Genomic DNA, 24,842 nt, shown 5'->3' with positions numbered 1-24,842 from the left:
AGTTGATAATTTACAAAGAAAATTCGACCAAACTGGGACGCTGGAATCTTTTTGAGTATAGGGTTTTGATCCCATTTCGTTCTGAGCGGGTCTTTGGGATTATAAGGGTCTGAAAAATCCCAGGCAATCACCAAAACAATATCCGCGTTGAGGGTAGGCAAGAGTTCCACCGAAGTTTGCATCCATCGCGTTTCTCCTGCTGGAACAGCTTTAGGGAAAACCAGATGAAATCCGATTTCCTCTAGCAAACGCCCTGCGGTACTATCAGCAGCAATCGCTACATCATTCAACAATGTATTGACTGCCAAAATTAAAACATTAGGATAAGCGTTAACAACGGGTTTTAGCTGCGATCGAACTGTTCTTAATTGTTCAGCATGGGCAGCTAATAACTGTTCAGCTTCTTGTTCCCGATCTAGTGCTTTCGCAATAGGCTGAATGTCATTAAACCAGACTTGCTTGTTGTCTTTCATGTCTGTAAACAACAAAGTCGGCGCAATTTGATTAAGCAGTTTGTACTGGCTTTCGATTGACCAATTCTCACCAAGAATCAAATCGGGTTTGATGAGAGCCAGTTTCTCCAGCGATGGACTTTTTCGATCGCCCAGGTTCACAGGTTGTGTTGTAACGCGATCGCCCAGATAAGGAATCTGTTGACTTGGATTGTCAAATTTCTTCAGGTTCAAGGCAGTTACTTCGGCATAAGCCACAGGCTGTACTCCCAGTGCCAGGATAGAATCCAGAATATGGGGACTGAGCGCGGCGACTCGCTGAGGTTGTTCACAGATTTCAGTTTCTCCTATCTCATGAGAGACAAGCCGGCAGGATGTAGGGGATTCGATTGATTGATTTGCTTGATCACGATTAACAGCTAGATTGCGAGGACCAGAACTTTGGCAAGCCGTCACCAGCGCAAATGTCATGCAGATTAAAAGCGATCGTTTAAGCCAATTCCACCATTGTCGAGTTCTCACAGCGGTTTCTCCTAATTAGTAACGTATAGGAAACCTTCGCCTTCAAATTGATTGGCGCACCTGGATAAGCAATATCGGAACCCTGATGGGTTGTGGAAAATTTCTGAAATGTCTGTTGGGGGCTGGTTCATAGGGCTCTTTGCAGTTCTAGCCTTCCTGTTCTAGTCTTCCTATTGAAGTGACTTCTGCCTATTGCATCTAATTCGCATTAAATCATTGATACCTTACGGCAAATCTTTACTTCTGACAAGCTCTATTAGGAAATTTTTCTAGTAGCGTTCCGACTCGAACTGCAAAAGATCTAAAAAAACATTCTGGAAAATTAGATCATTAAAAACCAGTAGCCGTGCAGCCAGGAAATTTAAGAGCAAATCTTGAACAGAGGCAATGAACCTGCTATAAGTAGTTCAAGTATTGCAAATTGCTTGCAATAAGCTTTTATGGTTTCTAAAACTTGATCCCCGGTTAGAATCGTCACTTAAGACTGTATGGTGCAACTTCCAATCCTTCAGGCTCGATCGCAATCAGAATCTTGCTTTTGCTGCACTTCGATCAGCCGCACTCCTCTCAATGCCATCTCTCGTTAGCTCACGGTAGATGCGTATTTTCGTCATTGTCTGGAGTGGTCAGTTCGTTTCGACGATCGGTAGCTATGTGACTAGTTTTGCCATCACGCTCTGGGCATGGCAGCTTACCGATCAAGCAACTGCACTCACGTTGATTGTTTTTTTTAACCAAGCGGCAAGCCTTTTGGTTGCTCCTTTTGCTGGAGTCATTGTTGATGGTCTCCGGCCAATCTTTGGTCAACGTTGGAGCCGCAAACAGCTCATCATCTTAAGCGATACGGTTGCAGCCCTCTCTACTGTTGCAATTCTCTTACTCCACCTCACTGGACATCTTCAGGTTTGGCACTTTTATGTAACAAGTGCGATCAACGGCATCTTCAGCAATATTCAAGAACTTGCCTATTCTACGTCAATCGCTCTGATGTTACCGAAGCAACACTATACTCGTGCCAGCAGTATGGTTTCAATGCTGCATTATGGACCCAGTATTTTTGCTCCTGCCCTGGCAGGTAGTCCTCTATTACATCATTGGGTTATTTGGCATTCTATGGATTGATCTATTCACCTTTAGCATTGCAATCTTCACTGTATTGCGAACTCAAATTCCCCAGCCAGTTGTTCCTGAAACCCAGCTTCAGAACCAGGCAAGTCTCTGGCAAGACATCTCTTCTGGCTTTCGCTATGTGTTTGCAAGACCAGGCTTGTTCGCTTTACTCGTGATAAGTTTGCTGTTTTGGTTTGCTCACGACTTAGGCGGTTCGCTTTACTCAGCCATGATTCTAGCTCGCAGCAATAATAATGCAGCCATCTTAGCCAGTTTGTCTACGATGGCGGGTGTTGCTGGTGTCATTGGCGCAATCGCTGTCAGCATCGGGGGTGGTTTTCGGCAAAAGATTCACGGGTTTCTCGGAGGCATGATTGGTGCAGGGATCAGCAAAACCCTATTTGGGCTAGGGCAGTTGCCGTCGATTTGGCTGCCGGCACAGTTTTGTTCGTCGCTTAACTTTCCATTACTGGGCAGTTCAAGTGAAGCAATTTGGTTGGCAAAAATCAAACCAGAAATCCAAGGGCGCGTGTTTGCTACCCGATCGCTGCTGCTCGTTCTAATTTCGACGATCGCTGCTTTAATTGCTGGACCGCTCGCTGATTTTGTCTTTGAACCTGCAATGATGCCAGGTGGTTATTTAGCCAAAACATTTGGTGGAATATTCGGGACAGGTTCCGGTGCAGGCATGGCTTTACTGTACGTGATCACATCCGTAACTTTAATGCTGGTTGGCATGGGCGGATATGCCGTTGAGTCATTACGCATGGTAGAAATGAATGTTTCAGATCACGACACAGATCAGCAGGCAGCTTTATCCAACTCCAACTGTGAACGTGAAGCCGATCGAACCTGAGACGACCAAATTGTTCTGACACAATTCTGATACTTTTAGACTTGGTTGCTTATTAGGAACTATTATCAAGTAATATCAGATAGGATGTAGCATTACTGACAGCTCCAACCAAAGATTTATCTAGATAGCTAGAAAGTAGCTCAACAGTAGAGCGTGCTTTCAGAAACTTTATTGTTTATTTCTTGTTGATTTCGGCTGTGAGGTTTGGAATTTTACTGTGAAAAATTTTCAACTGGTATTGATTCTCAAGTTAGTCGGTGTCATGTTGCTCAGCGTAGCGCAGTCTACCCTGGCTCAGGGTGTTGAGGAAGAAGGCAACCGTGCTGTTTCGATTTCGACTACATCAACTTCAGCTTCAGCAATTCCTCGTCTTAACGACATTGCACCTGCTGCAACAACTGTTGATGACTGGGTTGAGCAAATCGCGCAAGCCTCGATCGTGCAAGTAACAGGCGTGCAATTGAATGCAACAGCAGATGGGTTCGAGCTAGTCTTGGAAGCAGCAGAAGCCTTGCCACCCGTCGAAACCTCGGTGATTGGCAATGCATTGATTGCTGATATTCCAAACACAGTGCTGTCCTTGTCAGATGGCGACGAATTTCAGCAGGTGAATCCTGCCGAAGGCATTGCACTCGTTACTGTAACCAACCGCAGAGATAACAGCATTCGTGTTGCGATTACCGGACTGAATGCACCCCCTACAGCTGATGTGAGGGCAGAAGCACAGAATTTAGTGTTGGGTGTCACAACAGGTTCGGCAACAGAAGTTGCTCAAGATCAAGAAGCGATTCAGGTGGTGGCAACGGGAGACGAAACCGAGGACGACTACTATACGCCTGAGGCAACGACTGCGACTCGCACAGATACTCCCATTCGTGATATTCCCGCTTCAATTCAGGTGATCCCACAACAGGTCTTGGAAGACCAGAATATTGTTGAATATCGGGATGCATTACAGAATGTAGGCGTTACAACCGATGGCAACTATGGCGGTACGGGAGCAGGCTCATTTATCCTGCGCGGCTTCACGCAAGATTTCAACTTCAGAAATGGCTTCCGCAGCAATGATTTCTACGGTCTTTCGGAAACTGCCAATATTGAACGCATTGAAGTTCTCAGAGGACCCGCTTCTGTGTTGTTCGGGCAGACGCAGCCTGGAGGTGTTGTCAATATCGTTACAGAGCAACCCTTGAGCGAGCCGTATTTTGCCGCCGAGTTTACCGTAGGGCAATTTAGCTTCTATCGACCGTCGATCGATCTCTCTGGACCTTTGACTGACAATGGCGACTTGCTCTATCGCCTCAATGTGGCATACCAAAACTCTGGCAGCTTCCGAGATGAGGTGCATACTGAGCGATTCTTTATTGCCCCTGTGCTGCGATGGAATATCAGTGACAATACATCCCTCACTTTTGAATTTGAGTATCTGTACAATGATCCCGTGTTCGATCGCGGTGTCACGGCTTTGAGCGATGGTTCACTTGTTTTGCCGATCGATCGCTTTTTGGGATACCCCCAACTTGATGAGTATGAGCAACAGCAAGTTCGGGCAGGATACACGTTTGAGCATCAGTTTAATGATGACTGGCGAGTGCGTAATGCCTTTTCCTTCTTCAGTGATTTGCAAAATGGGACAAAAACAGAATCTACTGGTCTGCCAGAGAATGGCTTGCTGCCAATGGAGTATGTAGACGATGATTTTCTGCGACAGGACTATGGACTGCAAACAGAAGTCATTGGAGAATTTGCCACAGGACCGATCGAGCATCAGCTGCTGGTTGGTTTAGATCTAAACCGCAGAACCAGTGTTTATACTTCAAGAGACACTGACTTACCCTCTCTCAATATCTTCGATCCCAATTACGATATTGAAGTTCCAGAGCTACAGCCCAGCTTCTCTCAAAACGTTCGCACTGATAATTTAGGGATTTACATTCAAGATCAAATTGATTTGCTCGATAATTTACATCTGCTGGTTGGCGGGCGATTTGATATTCTTGATCAAGAAGGAGTGTCCTTTGGCAGCGTAGTTGATCAAGTCGATAATGCCTTTAGTCCTCGAATCGGGATTGTGTATCAGCCGATCGAGCCGCTGTCTCTCTATGCCAGCTACAGCCAATCTTTTGTGCCGCAGACGGGGCTGTCTCGGACTGGAGAAGCCTTCGTGCCAGAGCGGAGTACGCAGTATGAGATTGGGATCAAGGCAGACATCACAGATGATTTATTTGCAACCCTTGCTGCCTATTACCTGACCAAAGCCAATGTGGCGACGAGCGATCCAGAAGATTCGGATTTCCAAATTCAAGTCGGTGAACAGCGCAGCCAGGGAATTGAATTCAACATTGTTGGTGAAATTCTTCCCGGTTGGAATATCATCGGTGCTTATAACTATACGGATGCGGAAGTCACAGAAGACAACGATATTGAGATCGGCAGCCGTTTAGATGACGTGCCAGAACACGCTGCTAGCCTCTGGACAACCTATGAAATTCAAAGCGGTGATCTGCAAGGCTTAGGATTTGGGCTTGGCTTACTCTATGTTTCAGAACGCAGTGGATTTTCGTTTGATCCACCAGGATTTGAGCTACCCAGCTATTTCCGCACTGATGCTGCCCTTTACTATCGAAGAGATAATTGGAGAGCGCAGCTCAACTTTGAGAATCTATTTGACACGGAGTACTATGAAACTAGCCAAACGGCTCGAATCGTGTATCCCGGCGCACCTTTTAACGTTCGTGCAACCATTTCCTACGAGTTCTAAGCGTTGACAAATAGGTTGTGAACAAGGGGTGTGTGGGCTGTGCCCCCAATTAGGGATAACCCCTGCACCCCGTTTCAATCCAATCAAGGATGGCTGTATTTTTATTTACAGCAAATTTCAAGTGAATAGACCGCAGTGATTGAACCAACCAATGGCATCATCTTCAGTAATGAACTGAACCGCTTCGGTCATTGCTTGGTCGAGAGCTTCATCGGTGCGAGCCGCTTTTGAGCGAAGAAACTGCTTGAGTTTCGACCAACAGAGTTCAATCGGAGATAGGTCTGGTGAATAAGGAGGTAAAAAGCTCAAGGGGTGACAAGGAGGTCAGAAGGAAACCTAAAAGATCTTAATCTTCCTATCGACCTTCTTTAATGCAGCGTTTTTCACTCCCGTAAGGTACGGGGGATGTGGGGCTGTGCCCCATTTTTTATACTTCAATCGTTCTAAGAGTGTGGCGTTGAGACGGTGTCCGGGTAGTCTTAGCTGTCAGCACGAAGATGAATGCTTTAGGATAGAGGCTATAACAATAAAACTTCATGGATACGGTGAATCCGAACGGTTAAGGCAATCTCTTCCCCTTCTAAACTGGTTGTGGCTGGCTTTCATGCATTCTCAGAACCATTGCGCGTCAAAATCGTGGAGCTGCTGCGGGAGAATGAGCTTTGCGTTTGCGACCTTTGTGAGGTGCTGGACGTGGCTTAATCGAAGCTGTCGTTTCATCTCAAGACTCTGAAGGATGCAAGCTTAGCGCGACCGCGCCAGGAAGGACGCTGGATCTACTACAGTTTGAATGTGCCACAATTTGTTGTCCTGGAGCAATACCTCTTGGAGTTTCGCCGCTACAGCCTAATGCTGCCTGCCTGTCCTTGTACCGATAAGGATTAGGACACTCAATTCATTTGTTCAATTCATTTGTGTGAAGTGCTATATAAAGTGCATTGGTGCCATTTTCTAGCATCCATCAATAAAAATTGATAGACTACTCATCAATATAAGTTTAGATGGAGGAGCGATGGCAATACGGGTTGGAATCAACGGATTTGGACGAATTGGACGATTAGACCTGAGAGCCGCTTGGGGGTGGGCAGATCTGGAGTTTGTTCATATCAATGAAGTCAAAGGTGGCACTGAAGCTGCTGCTCATCTGTTAAAGTTCGACTCGGTACACGGACGCTGGGCACCCGATGTTACGGCGGGCGACGATCGCATTTACATTGACGGTCAGCCAATTACCTTTTCCGAACATACCAAGCCAGGCGATGTGCCCTGGGATGAGTTGGGTGTTGATATTGTGCTGGAATGCTCTGGCAAGTTTCGCACCCCAGAGACGCTCGATCCCTACTTCAAGCGAGGCGTTCGCAAAGTGATTGTGGCGGCTCCGGTGAAAGAAGGAGCATTGAACGTGGTGATGGGAGTCAATGATCATCTGTATGACCCCGCTCAGCACAATTTGTTAACGGCGGCTTCCTGCACCACCAACTGCCTTGCCCCGGTCGTAAAAGTTATCCATGAAGGCATTGGCATCAAGCATGGCGTTGTCACGACCATCCACGACAATACCAATACGCAAACGCTGGTTGATGCCCCGCACAAAGATTTACGACGGGCGCGCGCTTCTGCCCTATCCCTCATTCCCACCAGCACAGGTTCAGCGACAGCGATTGGCCTGATATATCCCGAACTGAACGGCAAACTGAACGGGCTGGCGGTACGAGTGCCCTTGCTGAATGCGTCCCTCACAGACTGCGTGTTTGAAGTCGATCGTCCAACCACTGTGGCAGAGGTCAATCAACTGCTTAAAGCCGCATCGGAGCAAGAGCCGCTGAAAGGCATTCTGGGCTATGAGGAGCGTCCGCTGGTCTCGATCGATTACCTCAACGACCCGCGCTCTTCGATCGTTGATGCGCTGTCCACCATGGTCGTAGACGACACCCAGGTCAAGATCTATGCCTGGTACGACAACGAGTGGGGCTATTCCAACCGGATGGTGGAACTGGCGCGAAAAGTTGCATCCAGTCTGAATTGAACCTGAATTAAGGAATTCTCTGACATGGCTTCTTCCTCTGCTCCCCGTGCCAGCCTCAAAAACTATGCGATCGTCACCCTTGCTTATTGGGGGTTTACGCTAACGGATGGCGCACTACGAATGCTGGTGCTGCTCTATTTCAACGAGATTGGCTACACGCCGATTCAGATTGCATTCCTGTTTCTGTTCTACGAAGTGTTTGGCATTGTCACGAACTTTCTGGGTGGTTGGATTGGCTCACAGTTCGGGCTGAAAGTCACCCTATACAGCGGGATTGGGCTTCAGGTGCTTGCCCTGATCATGCTGTCGTTTCTAAACCGTGACTGGGCACAGTGGTTTGCTGTGCTGTATGTCATGACTTCTCAGGCATTCTCAGGGATTGCCAAAGACTTAACCAAAATGAGTTCTAAGAGTGCAATTCGATTGGTCGTACCTCAAGACGCGCAATCCTCACTGTTCAATTGGGTGGCAGTTCTAACCGGATCAAAGAATGCATTGAAGGGCGTGGGGTTCTTTCTAGGAGCCGCACTGCTGGGCACATTCGGATTTGTTACGTCGCTGTGGATCATGGCGATCGGGCTGATCTTGGTCCTGTTTACTGGGGTCATGCTGCCCAGGGGCATGGGCAAAATTAAGGCGAAGGTCAAGTTTACCCAGCTATTTTCCAAGAGCCGTGAGATCAACATTCTGTCGGCAGCGCGTTTCTTTCTGTTTGGCTCCAGAGATGTCTGGTTTGTGGTGGGGCTTCCTGTTTTCTTGCGGAGTGCGCTGGGCTGGTCGTTCTATCAAGCGGGGGGATTTTTAGCCTGCTGGGTGATTGGCTACGGCATTATTCAGTTTCTAGCTCCCACTTTGCTGAGGCGCTTTGGCAACGGTGAACCACCTAAGTCAAAAACCATTCAGTTCTGGACAGGCATTCTCACTGCCGTTCCTGCCAGTATTGCCTTAGCCATGCAGTTGAATGCACCACTCAATGTAACGATCGTGGTAGGACTCATGATCTTTGGCATTGTCTTTGCTTTCAATTCTGCCGTTCACTCCTATCTGGTGCTGGCGTTTACCGACGATGACAAGGTTGCCCTCAATGTCGGCTTCTATTACATGGCAAATTCGGGTGGCCGACTAATCGGCACCGTGCTCTCTGGCTTAATTTATCAGCTTTATGGATTAGTGGGCTGTCTGTGGGTGTCGTCGCTGTTTGTCCTGGCAGCCTGGATGATCTCACTGAAACTGCCTGATCCCCAACCGAGTAAAGCCCTTGCCTGGAAAGCAGGTGACGGCGACTAATCTCTTTCATTTCATCTCATTCGCGGTTGTTCTCATGGCTTCCAAAGGTTCTTCAACGCATTCCCATGCAGTGCAGGCAGGCGGTTCGCTCAGCTTCTTCGAGCGATATCTGACGCTCTGGGTGTTTCTTTGCATTGGCGCAGGAATTTTGCTGGGGCGGCTGTTCCCTAGTGTGGCGATTGCGCTGGATGCAATGAGCATTTATCAGGTTTCAATTCCGATCGCCATCTGCCTGTTTTTCATGATGTATCCGATCATGGTGAAGATCGATTTCTCCCAGGCAGCGCAGGCGGTTCGCACTCCCAAACCCGTGGTTCTAACGCTGGTCGTGAACTGGCTAATTAAACCGTTCACGATGGTTGTCTTTGCCCAGTTCTTTCTCGGCTGGCTCTTCCGCCCGCTGATTGTGGGCACTGAAGTGATTCGAGGCGTAGAAGTGTCGCTGGCAAATTCCTATATTGCAGGAACCATCTTGCTAGGGATCGCACCCTGCACGGCAATGGTGTTGCTGTGGGGCTATCTCTGCTACGGCAATCAGGGACATACGCTGGTGATGGTTGCGGTCAATTCGCTAGCAATGCTGTTTCTCTATGCGCCGCTCGGTCGCTGGCTCCTGGCAGCCAATGATCTGGCTGTGCCTTGGCAAACGATCGCGCTCTCTGTCCTGATTTATGTGGGTCTGCCGCTGATTGCAGGAATGTACTCGCGCTATTGGATTTTTAAACATAAGGGACGGGAATGGTTTGAACGACGGTTTTTGCAATATCTCAGTCCGGTCGCGATCGCCGCGCTGCTGATTACGCTGATTCTGCTCTTTGCCTTCAAAGGGGAACTGATTGTCAATAATCCGCTGCACATTCTGCTGATTGCAGTGCCATTGTTCCTCCAGACCAATTTCATCTTCCTCATCTCTTATGTGGCAGCACAAAAGCTCAAACTGTCTTACGAAGATGCTGCCCCGGCGGCACTAATCGGAGCCAGTAATCACTTTGAGGTGGCGATCGCTACCGCAGTTGTGCTGTTTGGGCTGAATTCGGGTGCGGCTCTGGCAACGGTGGTGGGGGTGCTGATTGAAGTGCCTGTGATGCTGATGCTGGTTGAAATCTGTAAGCGGACTGCAATGTGGTTTCCGCGAGAGCCAGAAAAGGCAACGCTGAGCGACCCGCGCTGTATGAGTCCTTATCGCTAGTTCAAGAGAACTTTTCGTATCTGCGAGATGAGATTCGATCGCCGGTCATTGGGCTTGTTGAATCGATCGAAAAATGTGTTCTACAACAGCAAAACTATGAAAGAGCAAGCAATACAACCGATTGAGGAGAATCTGTGGTGGGTGATTCCCGGTAAATTAGCAGGAGTCCGCCAACCTGTCGGGGAAGAACTCTCCACCCTGCAAGCGGCAGGTATTGGGGCGATCGTCTCGGTTTTTCATGAGCCAGCCAATCTGGAGCGATATCAGCAAGCCGGGATTCCTTTTGTCTGGCTCCCGATTATGATCGATTCGGTTCCTACAGATTCCCAGCTTCAGGAGTTTCTCGATTTTGTTCAGCAGCAAAACGAGGCAGGGCGAGCCGTTGCTGTACATTGCAGCACGGGGAGACATCGAACAGGAACCATGCTGGCTGCTTATCTCATCAAGAATGGTTTGTCTTACTTGGAGGCAATGAAGTCGGTGGTGAGCGCAAATCCTGAAATCGAACTTCCAAGCAATCAATCGGCTTTCCTCCAAGTGCTATAGCCAGTACAACCGAGCAACGATCGCTCTTCCTCACACGGTTCAGAAACATTGGCTCAGTCGGGGTGTTGCAATTTACTGTACCAATGGCAGACGGCGCACAGGAACGATGCTGGCAGCTTTTCTAATTGAAACGGGTCTAACGTTTGATCAGGCAATAGAAGTGATTCTCACCGCTAATTCACAAATTGAATTGCGAGAGGCACGGCTCAATTACCTGAAAGCATTGGCTGGTGAGCGAAGTTCAAAGTAATGCACAACACTAGCAGATTCATTCCTCTCACTGAATTTCACAAATATTGACAAGTTTCAATATTGACGATTATCAATTTAAGGATTAGAGTTGCTCCCATACACCCCTACAGTTCCTTGAGAAGAAGTTGTGACGCTTAGACAAGCAGAGCTAGAACAAAAGACGCAAGAAGTTGGCCGTTGCGGTACGGTTGCGGCTCTCACCCTCTCTGAGGAGCAGGCGCGGCAATATTCGGAATGGTTTAAGGTGCTGGCAGATCCCACCCGGCTGCGAATTCTCAACCTCCTATCCAGGAATGAAGAACCCTTGTGCGTTTGCGATATCGTGGATCGCTTTGATTTAGGTCAGCCCACCATTTCCCATCACCTGAGAATTCTGCGAGACAGTTGCTTTGTGAAAACAGAGCGACGCGCCAATTTCATCTACTACAGCATCAACCGCGAGTGCGTGACAGGGCTTCCTGAAGCTGCTCGGCTGATTATGGGGGGCTAACACGGAAACGAATTGTTCAACAACTGCTTGTCTTGAATATCGAATATCATCAATGTTCGATATAGTGACAAACTCTACTCAAAGTTCAACAAGTTCTATTTAGGAGAAAAATCATGACAATGTTTAAAACTCATGTTGCATTGAAAGCCACGAATCTCGAAAAGTCTGTTGCCTTCTACCAGGCAATGTTCGGTGTTACCCCAGTCAAACATAAAGCGGATTATGCCAAGTTTGATTTAGACAATCCTGCTCTCAATCTCACCCTGAATCTGACCCAGCAAGTTGAGCCACACGGGGCACTCTCGCACTTGGGCGTTCAAGTAGACAGCAGCGAAGCTGTGAAGCAGGCGATCGATCGTTTTAAAGCGGCAGGCTTGGCAACCTTTGAGGAACAGGATACGGACTGTTGCTATGCCTTACAGGACAAGGTTTGGGTAACCGATCCGGACGGCAACCGCTGGGAAATCTTTGTGGTCAAGGTGGCAGACACAGCTTCCGAACAAAATGTGGGTTCATGCAGCACTCGATCGCAAACTCAGCCAGTTAAAACCTGCTGCGCTTAAGCAAAGGGCTGTTCGTCATCCCGTGTGATAAGCCAGAAACCGAATCAGCGGACGGTGATAAACAGCCTTCTACTCTTGCAGTCTGCATATGCCAATTCATCAGATAAGAGCCATCATGAGCAATAAACCTTTCACTAGCCTGATGCGTTTTGGTCCAGCAGACCAGCGGTTTATTAGTGCTTTAGGAGTCGCTCAAATCTGTTCCTGGGGCTCGCTCTATTACAGTTTCCCGCTGCTTGCAGAAGCGATGTCAACTGAGTTTGGCTGGACGAAGACGAGTCTTTACGGGGCAGCAACATTGGGGCTTTTGCTCTCTGGCATTGCAGCTTACCCCGTTGGAGCCGGGATCGATCGAGGCTACGGACGAAGAATTATGTCTCTCAGTTCGCTTCTGGCAGGACTGCTCCTGATAGGCTGGTCGCAAATTTCCAGTTTGATTGCGTTCTACATCATTTTTGCAGGAATTGGCTGCTTGCAGGCAGCGACTCTGTATGAGCCTGCTTTTGCGGTGATTGCAAATCAAATGGGCGGAGACAAAGCTCGGCAGGGGATTACTGCATTAACGCTTTGGGGTGGATTCGCCAGTACCGTTTTCATTCCTCTGACCGAATGGCTACTGGCACAGGTCGGATGGCGTGAAACATTGATGGTATTGGGAACCGTTAATATCGTGATTTGTGCCAGCCTTTATGCAGCAGTGATCCAGCCGAAGCTTGCTCCCCTGCCAGCTTCACTCCTGAAAAAATCATCTGAACTCAACAATCGTCAGACAATAACTTGGGCACTCCAGAACCCTATTTTCTGGGCACTGCTGTTGTCTTTCATGGTTTATGCTGCTGTCTTTTCTGCCTTTACTTTTCACCTTTACCCATTGCTACTGGAGCGGGGGTTGCACTCAGCACAGGTGGTAACCGTTTTAGCAGTCATCGGTCCAGCGCAAGTTGTAGGACGGCTCTGGGTGTGGAAACTTGCTCCACACGCTTCAATTCAGAGGATTGGCTCTTTTGTTGTTGCGTTATTTCCCCTGGTATTTCTAGGAATTGCTTGGCTACCACCAACATTAACTGTTTTGATTAGCATTGCTGTTCTTTATGGGGCAGTCAATGGGGTCATGACGATCGTGAGGGGAGTTGCCATTCCTGAAATGCTAACGCGCCACTCCTATGGCACGATTAACAGTGCCATTATTGCACCATCTCTCGTTGCAAAGGCTTTAGCTCCGGTCGGTATCGCGATGCTTTGGGTAAGAACGGGTGGCTACAATGCAGTTCTGACGGCACTCTTTTTAGCAACCCTGATTTTAGCTGTAGGGTTTTGGATAGCGGTTGTGTTGAGGCAAATCGTTTACCCTGACATTTTTAAATAAAGGGAATTGTTCATGTCTTCAACTCTACTGAAGCTGACTCAACGCTCATTTTCTACCAGTTTTCGGTTGTCACTTTGCTGCTGTTGAACCATGTCATTCAATCACAAGCCCAGAATTCTTTTCTTGTATGGCTCGCTACGTGAACGCTCCTACAGCCGTCTTTTGGCAGAAGAGGCTGCCCGCATTATTGAAGAACTTGGCGCAGAGGTTCGCTTTTTTGATCCTCGTGAACTTCCCATCTATAGCAGCGTTCCTGACACTCATCTCAAAGTGCAGGAGTTACGCGAGTTAAGTTTGTGGTCTGAGGGGCAGGTTTGGTCAAGCCCAGAAATGCACGGTCAGATTACGGGCACTCTGAAAAACCAGCTTGACTGGATTCCCCTTAGTATTGGAGCTGTTCGTCCCACTCAAGGCAGAACACTAGCTGTGATGCAGGTGAGCGGCGGCTCTCAGTCTTTTAATGCCGTTAATACCCTGCGTATTTTGGGTCGCTGGATGCGGATGTTCACAATCCCCAACCAATCATCGGTTGCCAAGGCCTACGAGCAGTTCAATGAGGACGGCACGATGAAAGACTCGCCCTACCGCGATCGCGTGGTAGACGTGATGGAGGAACTCTACAAGTTCACCTTGCTGCTGCGCGATCAGGTGGATTATCTGACCGATCGCTACAGTGAACGTAAGGAAAAGGGCATTCAGGAGTCTATGAGCGACATTGGTAAGACAATCAATGGCGTTAATCTGAGTCAGATGTAATCCCTCTTTTGTTACGTTAATGAGAGTAAATTAAGCTGGAAGAAGCTGCGTTCTACCTGAAAATTGGATGGAGTTACGACAATCTGTTGCAACCGTTGGGTTCATTGATGACTACTGCCTGCGATACCGTTCAATTTTCGCAGATATCCGGTTGTATGAATGCTTCAAGTATTTGCATGCTGGCATTCTCAGCCCGCTGTCGCGCAAGACATTACCAGAGATTGCCAAACTCACAGGACTCAAAGATGGGCAAAGTTTACATCACTTTCTGCGCGATGGGGTGTGGTGCGTTGAGCAAGTCAGAGCGATTCGGTTGCATCTGATTCGACAACAAATCGGGACTCGACCGATTAGCTTATGTATTGATGAAACTGGGGATGCCAAGAAGGGCAACACAACTGACTATGTTGCCAAACAATACATCGGTAATCTGGGCAAAACTGCTAATGGAATAGTCAGTGTGAATGCCTATGCTGTTGTTGATGGCATTACCTATCCCTTGCTGTTCAAGATTTATCAACCTAAATCACGATTGAAAACCAGTGATGAGTACAAGTCAAAACCGCAATTAGCTGTGGAAATCATTCGTGAAATTCAAGCCATGGGATTTGTCATTGAACGGGTGTTAGCTGATAGCTTATATGGTGAAAGTGGCGATGTCACGGGCGTTCTACATCAATTGAAGTTACCTTATATTGTCGCAATTCGCTCTAATCATGGCGTGCTCATGCCCAAAGGACAACGAGTGCGCTACAACCACTGGCGTGCCTACGACCAACCCTTAGCTGAACACCCCACTCAACGTCGCTATATCCGCGAAATCCTCTTCGGAACTCGTCGCTCAGTCCGGTTCTACCAGATTACCAAAGGCAGCACCGATAACCCAGACCAATCCGACAGCTGGTTCATCATGACCAACTTGGTAGGAGACATTATTTTGAGTGTAGGCAGTCAGTACACGTTGAGAACCTGGATTGAGTATGGCTTCAAGCAAGTAAAAAATGAACTGGGCTGGCACGATTATCGCCTAACCGATTATGCCAGTATTGAACGCTGGTGGGAGTTGATCTTCAGTGCTTATCTACTGGTGAGTCTACATGCCGATGAATTTAAGCAACGCCAAGCTTCTCAGGACAATGATGAGACACAACCAGTCCCTTTGCCCTTTAGCAAGCATTGCGATTGGGAGTTGGGAACAACTTGGAAGAGTGCTTTGAATAATTTGCGTTTACTGCTGCAACCCTATTGGTGTTGGGCATGGTTAGAACAATGGTTACATGTCTTTCCAGTGCCTGGACTCAAACGAGCCTTGCATCAGTTAATGGATTGGATGGACACCTTCCAGATTCTTCCAATCCCAGACCTGAAAGCAGCTTGATGGGACTTGAATCTCTTTTCTTCTGCCGTAGTAACAAAAGAGGGGTAATACGGAATCCGGATTGTAAAGTAACACTATTTTATGCCTCCTTCCACCAGTGAAAAAGGGTGTGTTGTCGAATGACTTCTGGCCTGGCTGTAAGGATATTGCAGCGAGATACTAAGGTTTCTTCGAGTGCATCCAAGTTCTCAAACTTGCGATCGACTAAGGGTTCATCGCTCAATTGCCACAAACGTTCAGCAGGTTGTCACTCTGGAGAATAAGACGGGAGGAATTCCAGATGAATGCCTTGGGGGACAACGGCTTGTTTGGCTTAATGCCACCCCGCTCCATCAATCACTAATAAAACCTGCTTGTTGGCTCCTGCCCTGACCGCTTGGGTAAACTCCTGCAACGCTCGATCGAACCAAGGCACCCTGACTCTCGGTAGGATGAACCACTGGGTTAATCCACTCTGAAGACAAACGAAGGCATACAGGTAGAGCGATTGATAGCGATGATGCGCCGTTGCAATAGGGATTGTTTAGCGTAATTGTGCGTCCCATCTCTCCATTCTATAGCGTTACTCTATAGCCGGATTCCTATCACAATCTGAACGATCGAATGCCGCCTTTGTGCTTAAGATACAAAAACTAACTTGCATTCCTTCCATGAACAGGTTCGATAAGTTGTCTTCCGGTGGAGATAGGTGGGGAGCATAAATCCCTGCGTCCTAACTTCACACGCTTTTTAGCTGCCTCGATATGTGCTGTAGGCAAAGGGAGCAGCGAGCAATGGAACATGATAATGAGCGGTGGAGTCAGCAACGCCAAATTGAATGGAAATGCGATCGAGAAAGGGAGGACTTGGTAAGTTCTCTAGCTGCTGGGCAAAATATTCACCGATGCCAAAAACTAGCTCGTAGACCCCGACTTGAAGTTCGTCTTCTGTCAGCAGCGGCGCATCCGTGCGACCATCCTGGTTGGTACGCACTGTTTTTAGTCGGGTCTTTTCACCCGATTCAGGATTGACTCGCCAAAGCTCGATCGCAACATCGATCGCCGGACAGCCGTGGGCTGTATCTAAAACGTGAGTCGAGAGTTTTCCAACCATTGCATTGCAGTCCTTAATCGTGCCTGAATAATTAATTCGGAGCGTTTAATTCGGAGCGTTAAATTTGGAGCGTTAAACCCAAGCGTTAAACCCAACGGTGACGAAAGTTTAGAGTTTCTTGTAGAAAATAAGCGAATTGGAGCAAGGCTGCTTCACCACCCGGTTTACCTACTAACTGCATCCCAATCGGCAAACCAGAGGATGTCCAACCGCAGGGAATCGAGACAGCGGGAAGACCTGTGAGGGAAATGGTATAGGTGATAGTGAGGTAGTCAATAATCGTCTGCATTGGAATACCGTTAATTTCCAAGATTTCAAGCTCTGTATGGAGGTAGGGAGGAATACTGGCAGTAACAGTAGCGAGGATATCGTAGGATTCAAAAAAGCGTAGAAAATTGAGATAAAGGCGATCGCGGTCGGCTTCAGCTTGCAGCAAATCGGCGGCGGAGATACCAATGCCTCGCTCAATGTTCCAGCGAACGCTTTCAGACAGCAAATGGGAATACTTTTCGTAGTGATATTTTTGCTTGTGCAATAAGGTTGCGGCACGGAGGGTTTCAAAGGCAAAGGTCGCCATTGAGCAGTCTGGATGAGCCGCTTTAACGGGTAAATGGGCGGCAATCTGAGCAATTGCCTGCTGGAATACTGCCTCGACTTCAGAATCGATCGTCGCAATGCCGAGCGATGGACTAAAAGCCAACCGGACGGGCGATCGCAGTAAGGATGAAAAATCCGGCATTGTCCAGGCGGAACTGTTCCTCGAAAGCGGATCGCGATCGTCTGCGCCTGCCATCACTGAAAGCATCAGCGCAGCATCTTCAACGGTTCGTGCCAGAATACCATCTGTATCTAGAAAATCCCAAAGCAGCGGCTTCCGACGACGGGGAATGCGTCCGGCAGAGGGGCGAAGTCCAACGATCCCGCAAAAGCTGGCAGGTGTGCGGCATGACCCACCCATATCGGTTCCCTGCGCCAGATAGCTCATTCCGGTACAGACCGCAACGGCTGCCCCCCCGCTTGACCCGCCCGAACTGCGATCGGGGTCATAGGGATTGGCAGTCGGTCCGTACAGCGCATTCGTACAGTGAGTACCCATGCCGAATTCTGGGGTATTCGTTTTGCCAATCAAAATTCCCCCTGCCGTAAGCTTCGCAGTTCCCCGAAGGGGAAATCGCAATCGCGCCACACAAAGTTCATCCTGCTGCGGCACATAGTCCCGATAAAGGGGTGACCCGAAGGTGGTGCGAACATCTGCCGTGGGCGTTAAGTCTTTCACAGTAAAGGGAACGCCGTGTAGTGCCCCAACCCATTCACCCCGATCGATCGCGGCATCTGCTTGAATTGCTTCAGCTTCAGCCCGTTCCCGGCAAAGCGTGATCATTGCCTTGAGGCGATCGTTGAGGCGATCGATTTGCTCAAAGCAAGCACCGACCGCTTCTACGGCACGAATTTGTCGATTGCGAATTGCCTGGGCAAGTTGGGTGGCGGTAAGTTGATGAATCGCAGTCATGATTTAGCGTCATGATTCAGTAAACAAGCGTCCCCAGCCTTTTACAGGGGTGGGATCGACTCCTGCGATTTTAAGGGATTTCCAGACCACTGCTGAGATGGTGTCATAAATGGGGATGCTCAATGCTTGCTCTAGCTCATCTACTAAAGGAGCCGCCCGCAGATTCGTGCAGAAAGTGACGATCGCCTGAGGTCGTTCTGCCGCAGTCCGGTAAATCATCGAGGTAATCTTCTTAGGCGTTACTTCTGAGAAATCAAAGTTGACAGATAAATCGAGGTGCTGCTCGGCGATGCAGTCAAACCCTTCGCGGGCAAAGTTGGCGATAATTCGCTCCTGCACTTCACCCAGATAGGGCGTGACGAGTCCGAGTTGGGTGATTTGACGATTCCGCAAAATTTCAGCAAGTGCCAGCACAGAAGTCGTTGCCGGAATACCCGTCGCGGCGGTAATTTCCTGACAAAGCCGCACATCTGCCTCGAAGCCTAACCAGCCCGCTGACGTTCCATTCCAGGCGATCACATCAACCTGGGCATCTGCCAGCAATTGAGCCGCTTCTAGCAAAGGGGCGTTGTCAAACTGCGCGAGTGCCTGTTCCCGCAGCGAGATTTCCGTGACGCGAAATCGCCCGAAATGAGCCGAGACATTGGGCAACTCGACAACGATTGCACTCGTGATCGGCTCCAGGACGGTGTTAGAAGAAGGGGTGAGCATTCCCAGCAGCACGCGTTTTGTCATCACCTTCATCCACCCCGAAACAGCGAGAATCCCCAGGGCGAAACCTTCAGCGGCAGATGGTAGTGCTGTTCGATTGCATCAATGCCAAATCGAAACGGAACCACATCCAGGAAGGGACGATCGGGCAACGGATATCCAAGCTGACGATAGAACGCGCCCACATGAAAAACTGCCTTGTAGATACCTGGTTCGACCTTCTCTCCCTGAGCTTTTCCATGGGCGATCGGATGGTCTAAAGTCCCCTGGCTCGACAAGATGCCTGAAGCAATCGGTGCGGGTACGCCAAGCTGAAAGATTTCGACCTTCATTCCCGCCGCAGGCAACCCGCGAGTCACATCCACCACATGAACCGAAATTCCACCCGCCATCAGGATTTAACCAGGAATTTAGATAATCCAGAAGCACGCTCCATCAATATCATCAGCAGCGCAGTTGATAGAATCAGCAGACCCGAAATAGCAGCCGCTCGGACATCTAAATCATTTTCAATCATTGACCACATCCGGATGGGCAGTACCTCGGTTCTAGAATCAGATAAGAATAGCGAAACGGTAATATTGTCAAACGAGCTGAGGAACGCCATAAATGCACCTGTGATCACACCTTGTTTAATCAGCGGTAATGTGACATGAAAGAAAGTGTAGATTGGACTTGCACCCAAAACCGTTGACGCTTCACGCAAAGAGTTACCCAGCTGAGCCAAACTGGCGAGCGTGGTGCGAACGACATAGGGAATACAAATCACGACATGACTGATAACGAGTGTGAGAATCGAAAGCCGCCAGCCAATCATGCTAAAAAAAGTCAGCATTCCCAGACCGACCGCAATTCCCGGTAATGCCAGCGGTGACATGACCAGCGCATCCATTGCCGATACCCAGCGGGCACGACTTCCCGCCATTGCAAGAGAAGCGCAAACGCCCAGAACGACACAGAGCAGGGTTGCCCACAGCGCGATTTGAAAACTGGTGACGGCTGCCGACCAGAGTTCGGGATAGTCAAACAACGCCAAATACCATTGCAGCGAAAAACTGGGCGGCGGAAACCGCAGCGTTGGGGCAGAACTGAAGGACGCAATCAGGACAATCAGGGTCGGCAGGGTGAGCATCAGCAGACTAAAGGCAGCAATGCCGCCCATCACCCAGTTAAACGAAAGCCGATCGATTTGAGGCGATGGGTGAGAGGACGATCGCGCTGATGCAGTTTTGGAAGCAGCAATTGACATCATTAGCTCCTAGTTGACTCCTAGTTGACTCCTAGCGAATATAGGCACGGCTCTTTTGACCGAGTGCACTGAGTCCCACCACCACCGCTAGCACGACCGCCAGCAAAATCGCAGAAACGGCAGCCGCAAACGGACCATTCAGCAAGACGACCGCCTGCTGATAGATCAGCGTCGGCATAAACATCACCTGACCACCCCCAATAATCGAAGGCGTGACAAACGAACTGACCGTAATTGCAAATACCAGCAGACAACCAGAGACCACGCCCGGTAACGTCAGCGGAAAAATGATCTTCCAGAAAGTGCGCCAGGCTCCGCCCCCCAAACTTGTTGAAGCAGCCGCCAAGCGTGGATCAACCTGCGAGAGAGAAGCGGCGATCGGCAGAATCATCAAGGGAAGCTGAATTTGGGTCATGGCGATCGCTACCCCATGATGCGTAAACAGCAGTTTGATTGGCTCTGAAATTAATCCCAAACTCTGCAAGAACGAATTCACCAATCCCTGCTTGCCTAGAATTACAACCCAGCCAAACGTTCGCACTACAGCACTAGTTAGAAGTGGCAGCAGAATCAAAAACGTCAGAATTCCTTTCCAGGCAGCAGGAGCATTGACAAACACATAAGCGACGGGATAGCCCAGAATTAAACAGCCCAACGTCACCTGAATGCCAAGCCAAACCGTGTCGCGCAAAACTTTCAGGTTCACCGGATCGCTGAAGAATTCGCCGTACTGCCCCAGGCTAAAGCCCGGCATGCCCGCAGCCTGCTGAAAGCTAGAAGCCAGTAAAACCGCAAGCGGTACGACGTAAAACAAATGCAGAAAGATTGCCAGCGGCAGAGCCAATTGCCCTTCGCGCCGCGCAAATAACCGCGCAAATCCCTTGGCAGCCATAATGAAACCCTCTTAAGCTTGAACCGTTTTATCGAATCGTCCGACCCACTCGGTCCGCTGTTTGTTAATTGTTGCCCAATCTAAAAGCTCCAGTTTGGGCAGAATTTCGTCTAGGCTGTTGCCAAGTTTCTGAGCAATGTCAGCGGGAATAGGCACGTTTTTGTTCGTAGGCAGGACATAGCTCATTTCGGTCATCTTGGTCTGAACATCGGTGCTAATTGCTGTGTCAATATAGGCAGCAGCCAGATCGACACTGGTATTGGGATTTTTGACAATGCTCATCGTCGGAGTCAGAGCAAAGCCGCCTTCCTTCGGCATAATCCAGTCAATGTCCACGCCTTTTGACTGGAGCAGTTTGACGCTGTTTAAGTCATGTGGTGCAATGTCGATCTCTCCCTGTTGAAAGAGCGTGATCAGTGCCCCAGCATTGGCAACTACTCCCGCCAGATTCGGCACTAGCTTTTCTAGCTGAACAAATGCCGGGTCAAGATTTTCAGCACTGCCGCCGTTCATTTTGGCAATTTTTTGCATAAAGCCGATCGTGTGGTTGTTCTTCATGGCCATCAGTGCAACCCGACCCTTATATTTGGCATCCCATAAATCTGCCCAGGAAACCGGGGGTGTTGTAATCACCTTGGGATTATAGGCAATGCCCACTGCCTGAACTCCAATCAACGGTCCCCAGGTATCCTGACTTTTGAACCGCTCGGCTAAATCCCCGTAGTTCTTGAGCTGATCGATCGGCAGTTTTTGAAATAGTTCTTCCTTCGGTGCGCCATCAAACACGCCATAGTCCAAAGACACCACATCAAAAGGCGGGCTGCCAGGAGAAGCTGTCAGCTTGGCAATTTGATCGGCAGACACCAGCGGCACTAAAGAAGTTTCTGCATTCGTAGCCGCATTGAATTGAGGCACAACGACTGTGCGGTTAAATTGCTCCCACGATCCGGGTAGCGTTGTAGCGATGAGCTTGCCGCCTGCCGTACTGGCTGCCGTACTGCTTGTGGTGTCAGGAGCTGAGCCTGTCGTACAGCCTTTCAGCACCCAGCCTGCCCCAGTAAACAAAGTGGCTCCCAGCATCGCTCGGCGGGTCATGCGAACGATTTCATGATTTGACATAAAAGTTTCCTTAAGTGGATTGAACTGCAATGACAAAAGAATCAACCCAAAAAGATTAAACCGTTACCTCCTTGTTGAATCGCTCAATCCACTCCGATCGATTCTTGCTAATCGTTGTCCAATCCTGGTAGATGTACTTTTCATAGTCATTGAATGTTTTGGCGACTTTTTCTGCCAGAATTCCTGTCAGTGGCGCGTTTTTGTTCACAGGCGCAATGAAGTAGGGTTCACTTGCCATTGCCGTTTGCACCTCAGTGCTGAGGGCGGCATCAATATAAGCGATTGCCAAATCCGCATTGGAGACCGGATTCTTGACAACGTGCATCGAAGCCCCAAACGCATAGCTACCTTCTTTGGGAATCGTCCAGTCTACATCTACGCCTTTGCTTTGCAGAAGGGCAATACTGCTGAGGTTGTGCGGCGCAATATCAATCTCGCCCTGCTGAAATAGCGTGCCCAGCGCACCCAGGTTCGGCGCGATCGCACCCACATTGGGCAAAAGTTCCTTTACTGCTTTGAACGCAGGCTCCAGATCTGCCTCGCTGCCACCGTGCATTTTGGCAATTTCCACCATCCAGCCTGTGCCTAGGGTGCTGCTCATGTTGGTAATTCCAACGCGCCCTTTGTATTCTGGCTTCCAGAGATCAGCCCAGGAGGTTGGAGGAGTGGTGATTTTCTTCGGGTTATAGGCAATGCCAACAAACTGAAGCCCAATAACGGGTCCCCAGTCGCCATCTCCCGACTTTTGATAGCGTGGCAGTACATCAGCAAAGTTTTTGCTTTTATCTGCTGGAAATGCCCGTAAAATTTGATCTTTCGGAGCAGTAATCAGCGGACCTGGATCGAGAATTGCCACATCGAACGGTGAATTATTTGCGCCCGCAGCCTGCAATCGCGCCACCTGATCCACAGCAAACATGGGAACCAGAGTAACCTCTGCCCCGGTTGCTTTCTTAAAAGCAGGAACTAAGATTTTGCGGTGAGCATCTTCCCAGTTCCCCTGATAAGTTGCTGCTACCAAGCGACCACCCGAACTTCCTTCATCGCCTTCTGCCTGGGTCTGATTTGCACAGGAATTCAAACCTGCGATCGCCAAGCCAGCCCCGAAGCTTGCGCCTAAAAAAGTCCGGCGTTTCATACCATAATCCATAATTTGAAGAACTCCTGAAAGCGGATGTAAAAAGAGATTGCGGAACAAAGGTGAACAATGGCTTGAATTTCCGGCTGAAAATCAGACTGAAAAACTAAATCTGCTCTCACGTCCCCTTTAACTGCTTTATCAATCAACGCCAACAATGAAACTCATGGAAATCAACGAATGAATGGCGAATGAATAGCAATGCAGCGAATAAGTAGCCATGCAGATGAATAACACTGCAAAACGAAAGTCAAAAGAAACAGAAATACAAACACAAAACGCTAGCTGACAGTTGGGAACAGCGAACAGGCGTGGGGAGAAGCGAGTTCCAGATAGATTTGCTGCCCCTTTTCCAGCAAACGAGTTCCCGGAACCCGAGGCTGCGTCACTTTCACTTTGGTATCCGGCGAGACTTGCACCTCGTAGGCAGTCACCGCTCCCAGGGGCAAACACATCTCCACCGTACTGGACAAGCTATAGACGGTCGGCTGGGCTTGAATTCGCAGGTTTTCCGGTCGGACTGCGAGCAGCAGATCGCTAGCTGGTTGAATTGGCGTTTGGCTTGCCACTTGCAGATGTCCTCCTCCGGGAACCTGCACCACATAGTCTGAGGTCTCCCGTCCTACCAGCGTTACAGGCAGCAAATTACAGGTTCCGACAAAGGTGCTGACGAATTTTGTCGCAGGCTGATCGTAGATTTGACTGGGTGTATCAAACTGGTGAATTTCGCCCTGGGACATGACCGCAATTCGATCGGACATACTCATCGCTTCTTCCTGGTCATGCGTCACCAGAATCGCCGTTACGCCTTGCTTGCTCAACAGTCGCCGAATCTCGATTTGCATATCTAGCCGTAGATTTTTGTCTAGGGCACTGAACGGTTCATCGAGCAGCATTAGCTTTGGTTCAACTGCCAGGGCACGGGCGATCGCCACCCGCTGCTGCTGTCCACCTGATAGCTCGCTGGGATAACGTTTTGCCAGATGCCCAAGCTGCACCAGTTCCAGCATTTCTCCCACTTTGCTGTTGACGCTGGCGTTCGGCATCCGTTTCGCTCTCAAGCCATAGGCAATATTGTCCCAAACGGTCATGTGCGGAAACAGGGCGTAGTTCTGAAACACAATCCCGACTCCCCGCTGACTCGCTGAGAGCGTTTCCACCGATCGCCCATCCAGCAAAATTTTGCCAGAACTGGGTTTAAGGAAGCCGGAGATAATTCGCAGCAGCGTTGTTTTGCCGCAGCCACTCGGTCCCAGCAGCGAGACAAATTCACCGGGCTGGATATTCAAATTAATATCTTTTAACGCGACCATTTCACCAAAACGATGCACGATCTGCTCAAGCACAAGACTGTTTCCCGAATCAATTTCGGATACTAGGGCAGACGTATCAACCGATCGAACCTGCTCAACTGACTTCATGCGCTTCATCCTTATTAGGCGGGAATAAATATTAGGCAGGAATGAACTGCCGCTTGCTTTGCCAAATCTCCATCTCTATTGATAGAGCAATTGATAGAGCAATTGATAGAGCAATCAAAATACTCTGATTGAACTAATTTGATTGAACTAATCTGA

General features: G+C 49.0%; 24 protein-coding genes and 1 pseudogene. 14 read left to right on the top strand and 11 right to left on the bottom strand.

Annotated elements, in window-relative coordinates:
* The coding region (locus H6F80_RS15575) for an ABC transporter substrate-binding protein (RefSeq protein ID WP_242067390.1) at positions 1-923 on the bottom strand (923 nt) is incomplete at its 3' end.
* A gap of 648 nt (positions 924-1,571) precedes the next feature.
* Between H6F80_RS15575 and H6F80_RS29940 the strand changes: the two genes are divergently transcribed.
* The 3 genes from H6F80_RS29940 to H6F80_RS15565 all read left to right on the top strand — a co-directional run bounded on the left by H6F80_RS29940 (position 1,572) and on the right by H6F80_RS15565 (position 5,701).
* On the top strand, positions 1,572-2,096 hold the full coding sequence (locus H6F80_RS29940; RefSeq protein ID WP_242067387.1) for an MFS transporter: 525 nt from the start codon (positions 1,572-1,574) through the stop codon (positions 2,094-2,096).
* Positions 2,017-2,940: an MFS transporter gene (locus tag H6F80_RS15570; RefSeq protein WP_242067386.1), complete on the top strand. Its 924-nt coding sequence runs from the start codon at positions 2,017-2,019 to the stop codon at positions 2,938-2,940. Before H6F80_RS29940 ends, H6F80_RS15570 begins: the two co-directional genes overlap by 80 nt.
* Before the next feature lie 217 nt (positions 2,941-3,157).
* Positions 3,158-5,701, top strand: a complete 2,544-nt coding sequence (locus tag H6F80_RS15565; protein ID WP_199296605.1) for a TonB-dependent siderophore receptor — start codon at positions 3,158-3,160, stop codon at positions 5,699-5,701.
* A 197-nt stretch (positions 5,702-5,898) separates the two neighbouring features.
* On the opposite strand, the pseudogene H6F80_RS31365 reads toward H6F80_RS15565, so the two are convergent.
* Positions 5,899-6,010, bottom strand: a pseudogene (locus H6F80_RS31365) (transposase); the annotation flags it as partial.
* A 282-nt stretch (positions 6,011-6,292) separates the two neighbouring features.
* On the opposite strand from H6F80_RS31365, the gene H6F80_RS31360 reads away from it, so the two are divergent.
* The 11 genes from H6F80_RS31360 to H6F80_RS15505 all read left to right on the top strand — a co-directional run bounded on the left by H6F80_RS31360 (position 6,293) and on the right by H6F80_RS15505 (position 15,554).
* Positions 6,293-6,403 (top strand): ArsR family transcriptional regulator, encoded by a 111-nt coding sequence (locus H6F80_RS31360; protein ID WP_518523594.1) that lies wholly within the window; start codon positions 6,293-6,295, stop codon positions 6,401-6,403.
* A gap of 310 nt (positions 6,404-6,713) precedes the next feature.
* On the top strand, positions 6,714-7,727 hold the full coding sequence (locus tag H6F80_RS15550) for an ArsJ-associated glyceraldehyde-3-phosphate dehydrogenase (protein WP_190792438.1): 1,014 nt from the start codon (positions 6,714-6,716) through the stop codon (positions 7,725-7,727).
* A 24-nt stretch (positions 7,728-7,751) separates the two neighbouring features.
* The gene (arsJ, locus tag H6F80_RS15545) at positions 7,752-9,014 is read left to right on the top strand and encodes an organoarsenical effux MFS transporter ArsJ (protein WP_190792437.1); all 1,263 of its coding nucleotides are present in this window, start codon (positions 7,752-7,754) and stop codon (positions 9,012-9,014) included.
* A gap of 34 nt (positions 9,015-9,048) precedes the next feature.
* The gene (arsB, locus tag H6F80_RS15540; protein ID WP_190792436.1) at positions 9,049-10,203 is read left to right on the top strand and encodes an ACR3 family arsenite efflux transporter; all 1,155 of its coding nucleotides are present in this window, start codon (positions 9,049-9,051) and stop codon (positions 10,201-10,203) included.
* A gap of 96 nt (positions 10,204-10,299) precedes the next feature.
* Positions 10,300-10,749 (top strand): phosphatase domain-containing protein, encoded by a 450-nt coding sequence (locus tag H6F80_RS15535; RefSeq protein ID WP_190792435.1) that lies wholly within the window; start codon positions 10,300-10,302, stop codon positions 10,747-10,749.
* Complete coding sequence (locus H6F80_RS31355; protein WP_518523595.1) at positions 10,697-10,999, top strand: protein-tyrosine phosphatase family protein; 303 nt, start codon at positions 10,697-10,699, stop codon at positions 10,997-10,999. Before H6F80_RS15535 ends, H6F80_RS31355 begins: the two co-directional genes overlap by 53 nt.
* Before the next feature lie 129 nt (positions 11,000-11,128).
* Positions 11,129-11,491 (top strand): metalloregulator ArsR/SmtB family transcription factor, encoded by a 363-nt coding sequence (locus H6F80_RS29930; RefSeq protein ID WP_190792433.1) that lies wholly within the window; start codon positions 11,129-11,131, stop codon positions 11,489-11,491.
* Positions 11,492-11,604: 113 nt separating this feature from the next.
* Positions 11,605-12,054 (top strand): ArsI/CadI family heavy metal resistance metalloenzyme, encoded by a 450-nt coding sequence (locus tag H6F80_RS15520; protein WP_190792432.1) that lies wholly within the window; start codon positions 11,605-11,607, stop codon positions 12,052-12,054.
* A gap of 115 nt (positions 12,055-12,169) precedes the next feature.
* Positions 12,170-13,420: an MFS transporter gene (locus tag H6F80_RS15515; protein ID WP_199296604.1), complete on the top strand. Its 1,251-nt coding sequence runs from the start codon at positions 12,170-12,172 to the stop codon at positions 13,418-13,420.
* Between the two features lie 90 nt (positions 13,421-13,510).
* Positions 13,511-14,176, top strand: a complete 666-nt coding sequence (gene arsH / locus H6F80_RS15510; RefSeq protein WP_190792431.1) for an arsenical resistance protein ArsH — start codon at positions 13,511-13,513, stop codon at positions 14,174-14,176.
* Positions 14,177-14,243: 67 nt separating this feature from the next.
* Entirely contained in the window at positions 14,244-15,554 is a 1,311-nt protein-coding gene (locus tag H6F80_RS15505) for an IS701 family transposase (protein ID WP_190792430.1), read from the top strand.
* 729 nt (positions 15,555-16,283) lie between these two features.
* Here the strand turns inward: H6F80_RS15505 and uraH are convergent.
* The 9 genes from uraH to H6F80_RS15460 form a co-directional block, all read right to left on the bottom strand.
* A complete protein-coding gene (gene uraH / locus H6F80_RS15500; RefSeq protein WP_190792429.1) occupies positions 16,284-16,646 on the bottom strand; it encodes a hydroxyisourate hydrolase in 363 nt (120 codons plus the stop codon).
* An 85-nt stretch (positions 16,647-16,731) separates the two neighbouring features.
* The gene (locus tag H6F80_RS15495; protein ID WP_190792428.1) at positions 16,732-18,156 is read right to left on the bottom strand and encodes an amidase; all 1,425 of its coding nucleotides are present in this window, start codon (positions 18,154-18,156) and stop codon (positions 16,732-16,734) included.
* 9 nt (positions 18,157-18,165) lie between these two features.
* Positions 18,166-18,891 carry a maleate cis-trans isomerase family protein gene (locus H6F80_RS15490; protein WP_190792427.1) on the bottom strand — a complete coding sequence of 242 codons (726 nt, stop codon included), beginning with the start codon at positions 18,889-18,891 and terminating at the stop codon, positions 18,166-18,168.
* A 5-nt stretch (positions 18,892-18,896) separates the two neighbouring features.
* Positions 18,897-19,259 carry a hydroxyisourate hydrolase gene (locus H6F80_RS15485; RefSeq protein ID WP_190792426.1) on the bottom strand — a complete coding sequence of 121 codons (363 nt, stop codon included), beginning with the start codon at positions 19,257-19,259 and terminating at the stop codon, positions 18,897-18,899.
* Positions 19,259-20,116 carry an ABC transporter permease gene (locus H6F80_RS15480; RefSeq protein ID WP_190792425.1) on the bottom strand — a complete coding sequence of 286 codons (858 nt, stop codon included), beginning with the start codon at positions 20,114-20,116 and terminating at the stop codon, positions 19,259-19,261. The genes H6F80_RS15485 and H6F80_RS15480 overlap by 1 nt, the downstream gene beginning before the upstream one ends.
* Before the next feature lie 31 nt (positions 20,117-20,147).
* The gene (locus H6F80_RS15475) at positions 20,148-21,008 is read right to left on the bottom strand and encodes an ABC transporter permease (protein WP_190792424.1); all 861 of its coding nucleotides are present in this window, start codon (positions 21,006-21,008) and stop codon (positions 20,148-20,150) included.
* Between the two features lie 12 nt (positions 21,009-21,020).
* On the bottom strand, positions 21,021-22,127 hold the full coding sequence (locus tag H6F80_RS15470) for an extracellular solute-binding protein (protein ID WP_190792423.1): 1,107 nt from the start codon (positions 22,125-22,127) through the stop codon (positions 21,021-21,023).
* A gap of 55 nt (positions 22,128-22,182) precedes the next feature.
* On the bottom strand, positions 22,183-23,265 hold the full coding sequence (locus H6F80_RS15465) for an ABC transporter substrate-binding protein (RefSeq protein WP_199296603.1): 1,083 nt from the start codon (positions 23,263-23,265) through the stop codon (positions 22,183-22,185).
* 281 nt (positions 23,266-23,546) lie between these two features.
* On the bottom strand, positions 23,547-24,686 hold the full coding sequence (locus H6F80_RS15460) for an ABC transporter ATP-binding protein (RefSeq protein ID WP_190792421.1): 1,140 nt from the start codon (positions 24,684-24,686) through the stop codon (positions 23,547-23,549).
* Positions 24,687-24,842: the final 156 nt, after the last annotated feature.

Origin of the sequence: Leptolyngbya sp. FACHB-711, from assembly GCF_014695615.1 — a bacterium.
Classification (GTDB): Bacteria; Cyanobacteriota; Cyanobacteriia; order Elainellales; family Elainellaceae; genus Leptolyngbya_A.
This window is presented reverse-complemented; position numbering and strand designations above follow the sequence as displayed.

Coding starts and splice junctions, on each gene's coding strand:
- H6F80_RS15485 (WP_190792426.1), bottom strand. CDS start 19,259: ATGGCGGGTGGAATTTCGGTTCATGTGGTGGATGTGACTCGCGGGTTG.
- H6F80_RS15535 (WP_190792435.1), top strand. CDS start 10,300: ATGAAAGAGCAAGCAATACAACCGATTGAGGAGAATCTGTGGTGGGTG.
- H6F80_RS29940 (WP_242067387.1), top strand. CDS start 1,572: ATGCGTATTTTCGTCATTGTCTGGAGTGGTCAGTTCGTTTCGACGATC.
- H6F80_RS15505 (WP_190792430.1), top strand. CDS start 14,244: ATGGAGTTACGACAATCTGTTGCAACCGTTGGGTTCATTGATGACTAC.
- H6F80_RS15465 (WP_199296603.1), bottom strand. CDS start 23,265: ATGAAACGCCGGACTTTTTTAGGCGCAAGCTTCGGGGCTGGCTTGGCG.
- H6F80_RS15570 (WP_242067386.1), top strand. CDS start 2,017: ATGGACCCAGTATTTTTGCTCCTGCCCTGGCAGGTAGTCCTCTATTAC.
- H6F80_RS15490 (WP_190792427.1), bottom strand. CDS start 18,891: ATGACAAAACGCGTGCTGCTGGGAATGCTCACCCCTTCTTCTAACACC.
- arsJ (WP_190792437.1), top strand. CDS start 7,752: ATGGCTTCTTCCTCTGCTCCCCGTGCCAGCCTCAAAAACTATGCGATC.
- H6F80_RS15515 (WP_199296604.1), top strand. CDS start 12,170: ATGAGCAATAAACCTTTCACTAGCCTGATGCGTTTTGGTCCAGCAGAC.
- H6F80_RS15475 (WP_190792424.1), bottom strand. CDS start 21,008: ATGGCTGCCAAGGGATTTGCGCGGTTATTTGCGCGGCGCGAAGGGCAA.
- uraH (WP_190792429.1), bottom strand. CDS start 16,646: ATGGTTGGAAAACTCTCGACTCACGTTTTAGATACAGCCCACGGCTGT.
- arsB (WP_190792436.1), top strand. CDS start 9,049: ATGGCTTCCAAAGGTTCTTCAACGCATTCCCATGCAGTGCAGGCAGGC.
- H6F80_RS15520 (WP_190792432.1), top strand. CDS start 11,605: ATGACAATGTTTAAAACTCATGTTGCATTGAAAGCCACGAATCTCGAA.
- H6F80_RS15470 (WP_190792423.1), bottom strand. CDS start 22,127: ATGTCAAATCATGAAATCGTTCGCATGACCCGCCGAGCGATGCTGGGA.
- arsH (WP_190792431.1), top strand. CDS start 13,511: ATGTCATTCAATCACAAGCCCAGAATTCTTTTCTTGTATGGCTCGCTA.
- H6F80_RS15550 (WP_190792438.1), top strand. CDS start 6,714: ATGGCAATACGGGTTGGAATCAACGGATTTGGACGAATTGGACGATTA.
- H6F80_RS15495 (WP_190792428.1), bottom strand. CDS start 18,156: ATGACTGCGATTCATCAACTTACCGCCACCCAACTTGCCCAGGCAATT.
- H6F80_RS15480 (WP_190792425.1), bottom strand. CDS start 20,116: ATGTCAATTGCTGCTTCCAAAACTGCATCAGCGCGATCGTCCTCTCAC.
- H6F80_RS15460 (WP_190792421.1), bottom strand. CDS start 24,686: ATGAAGTCAGTTGAGCAGGTTCGATCGGTTGATACGTCTGCCCTAGTA.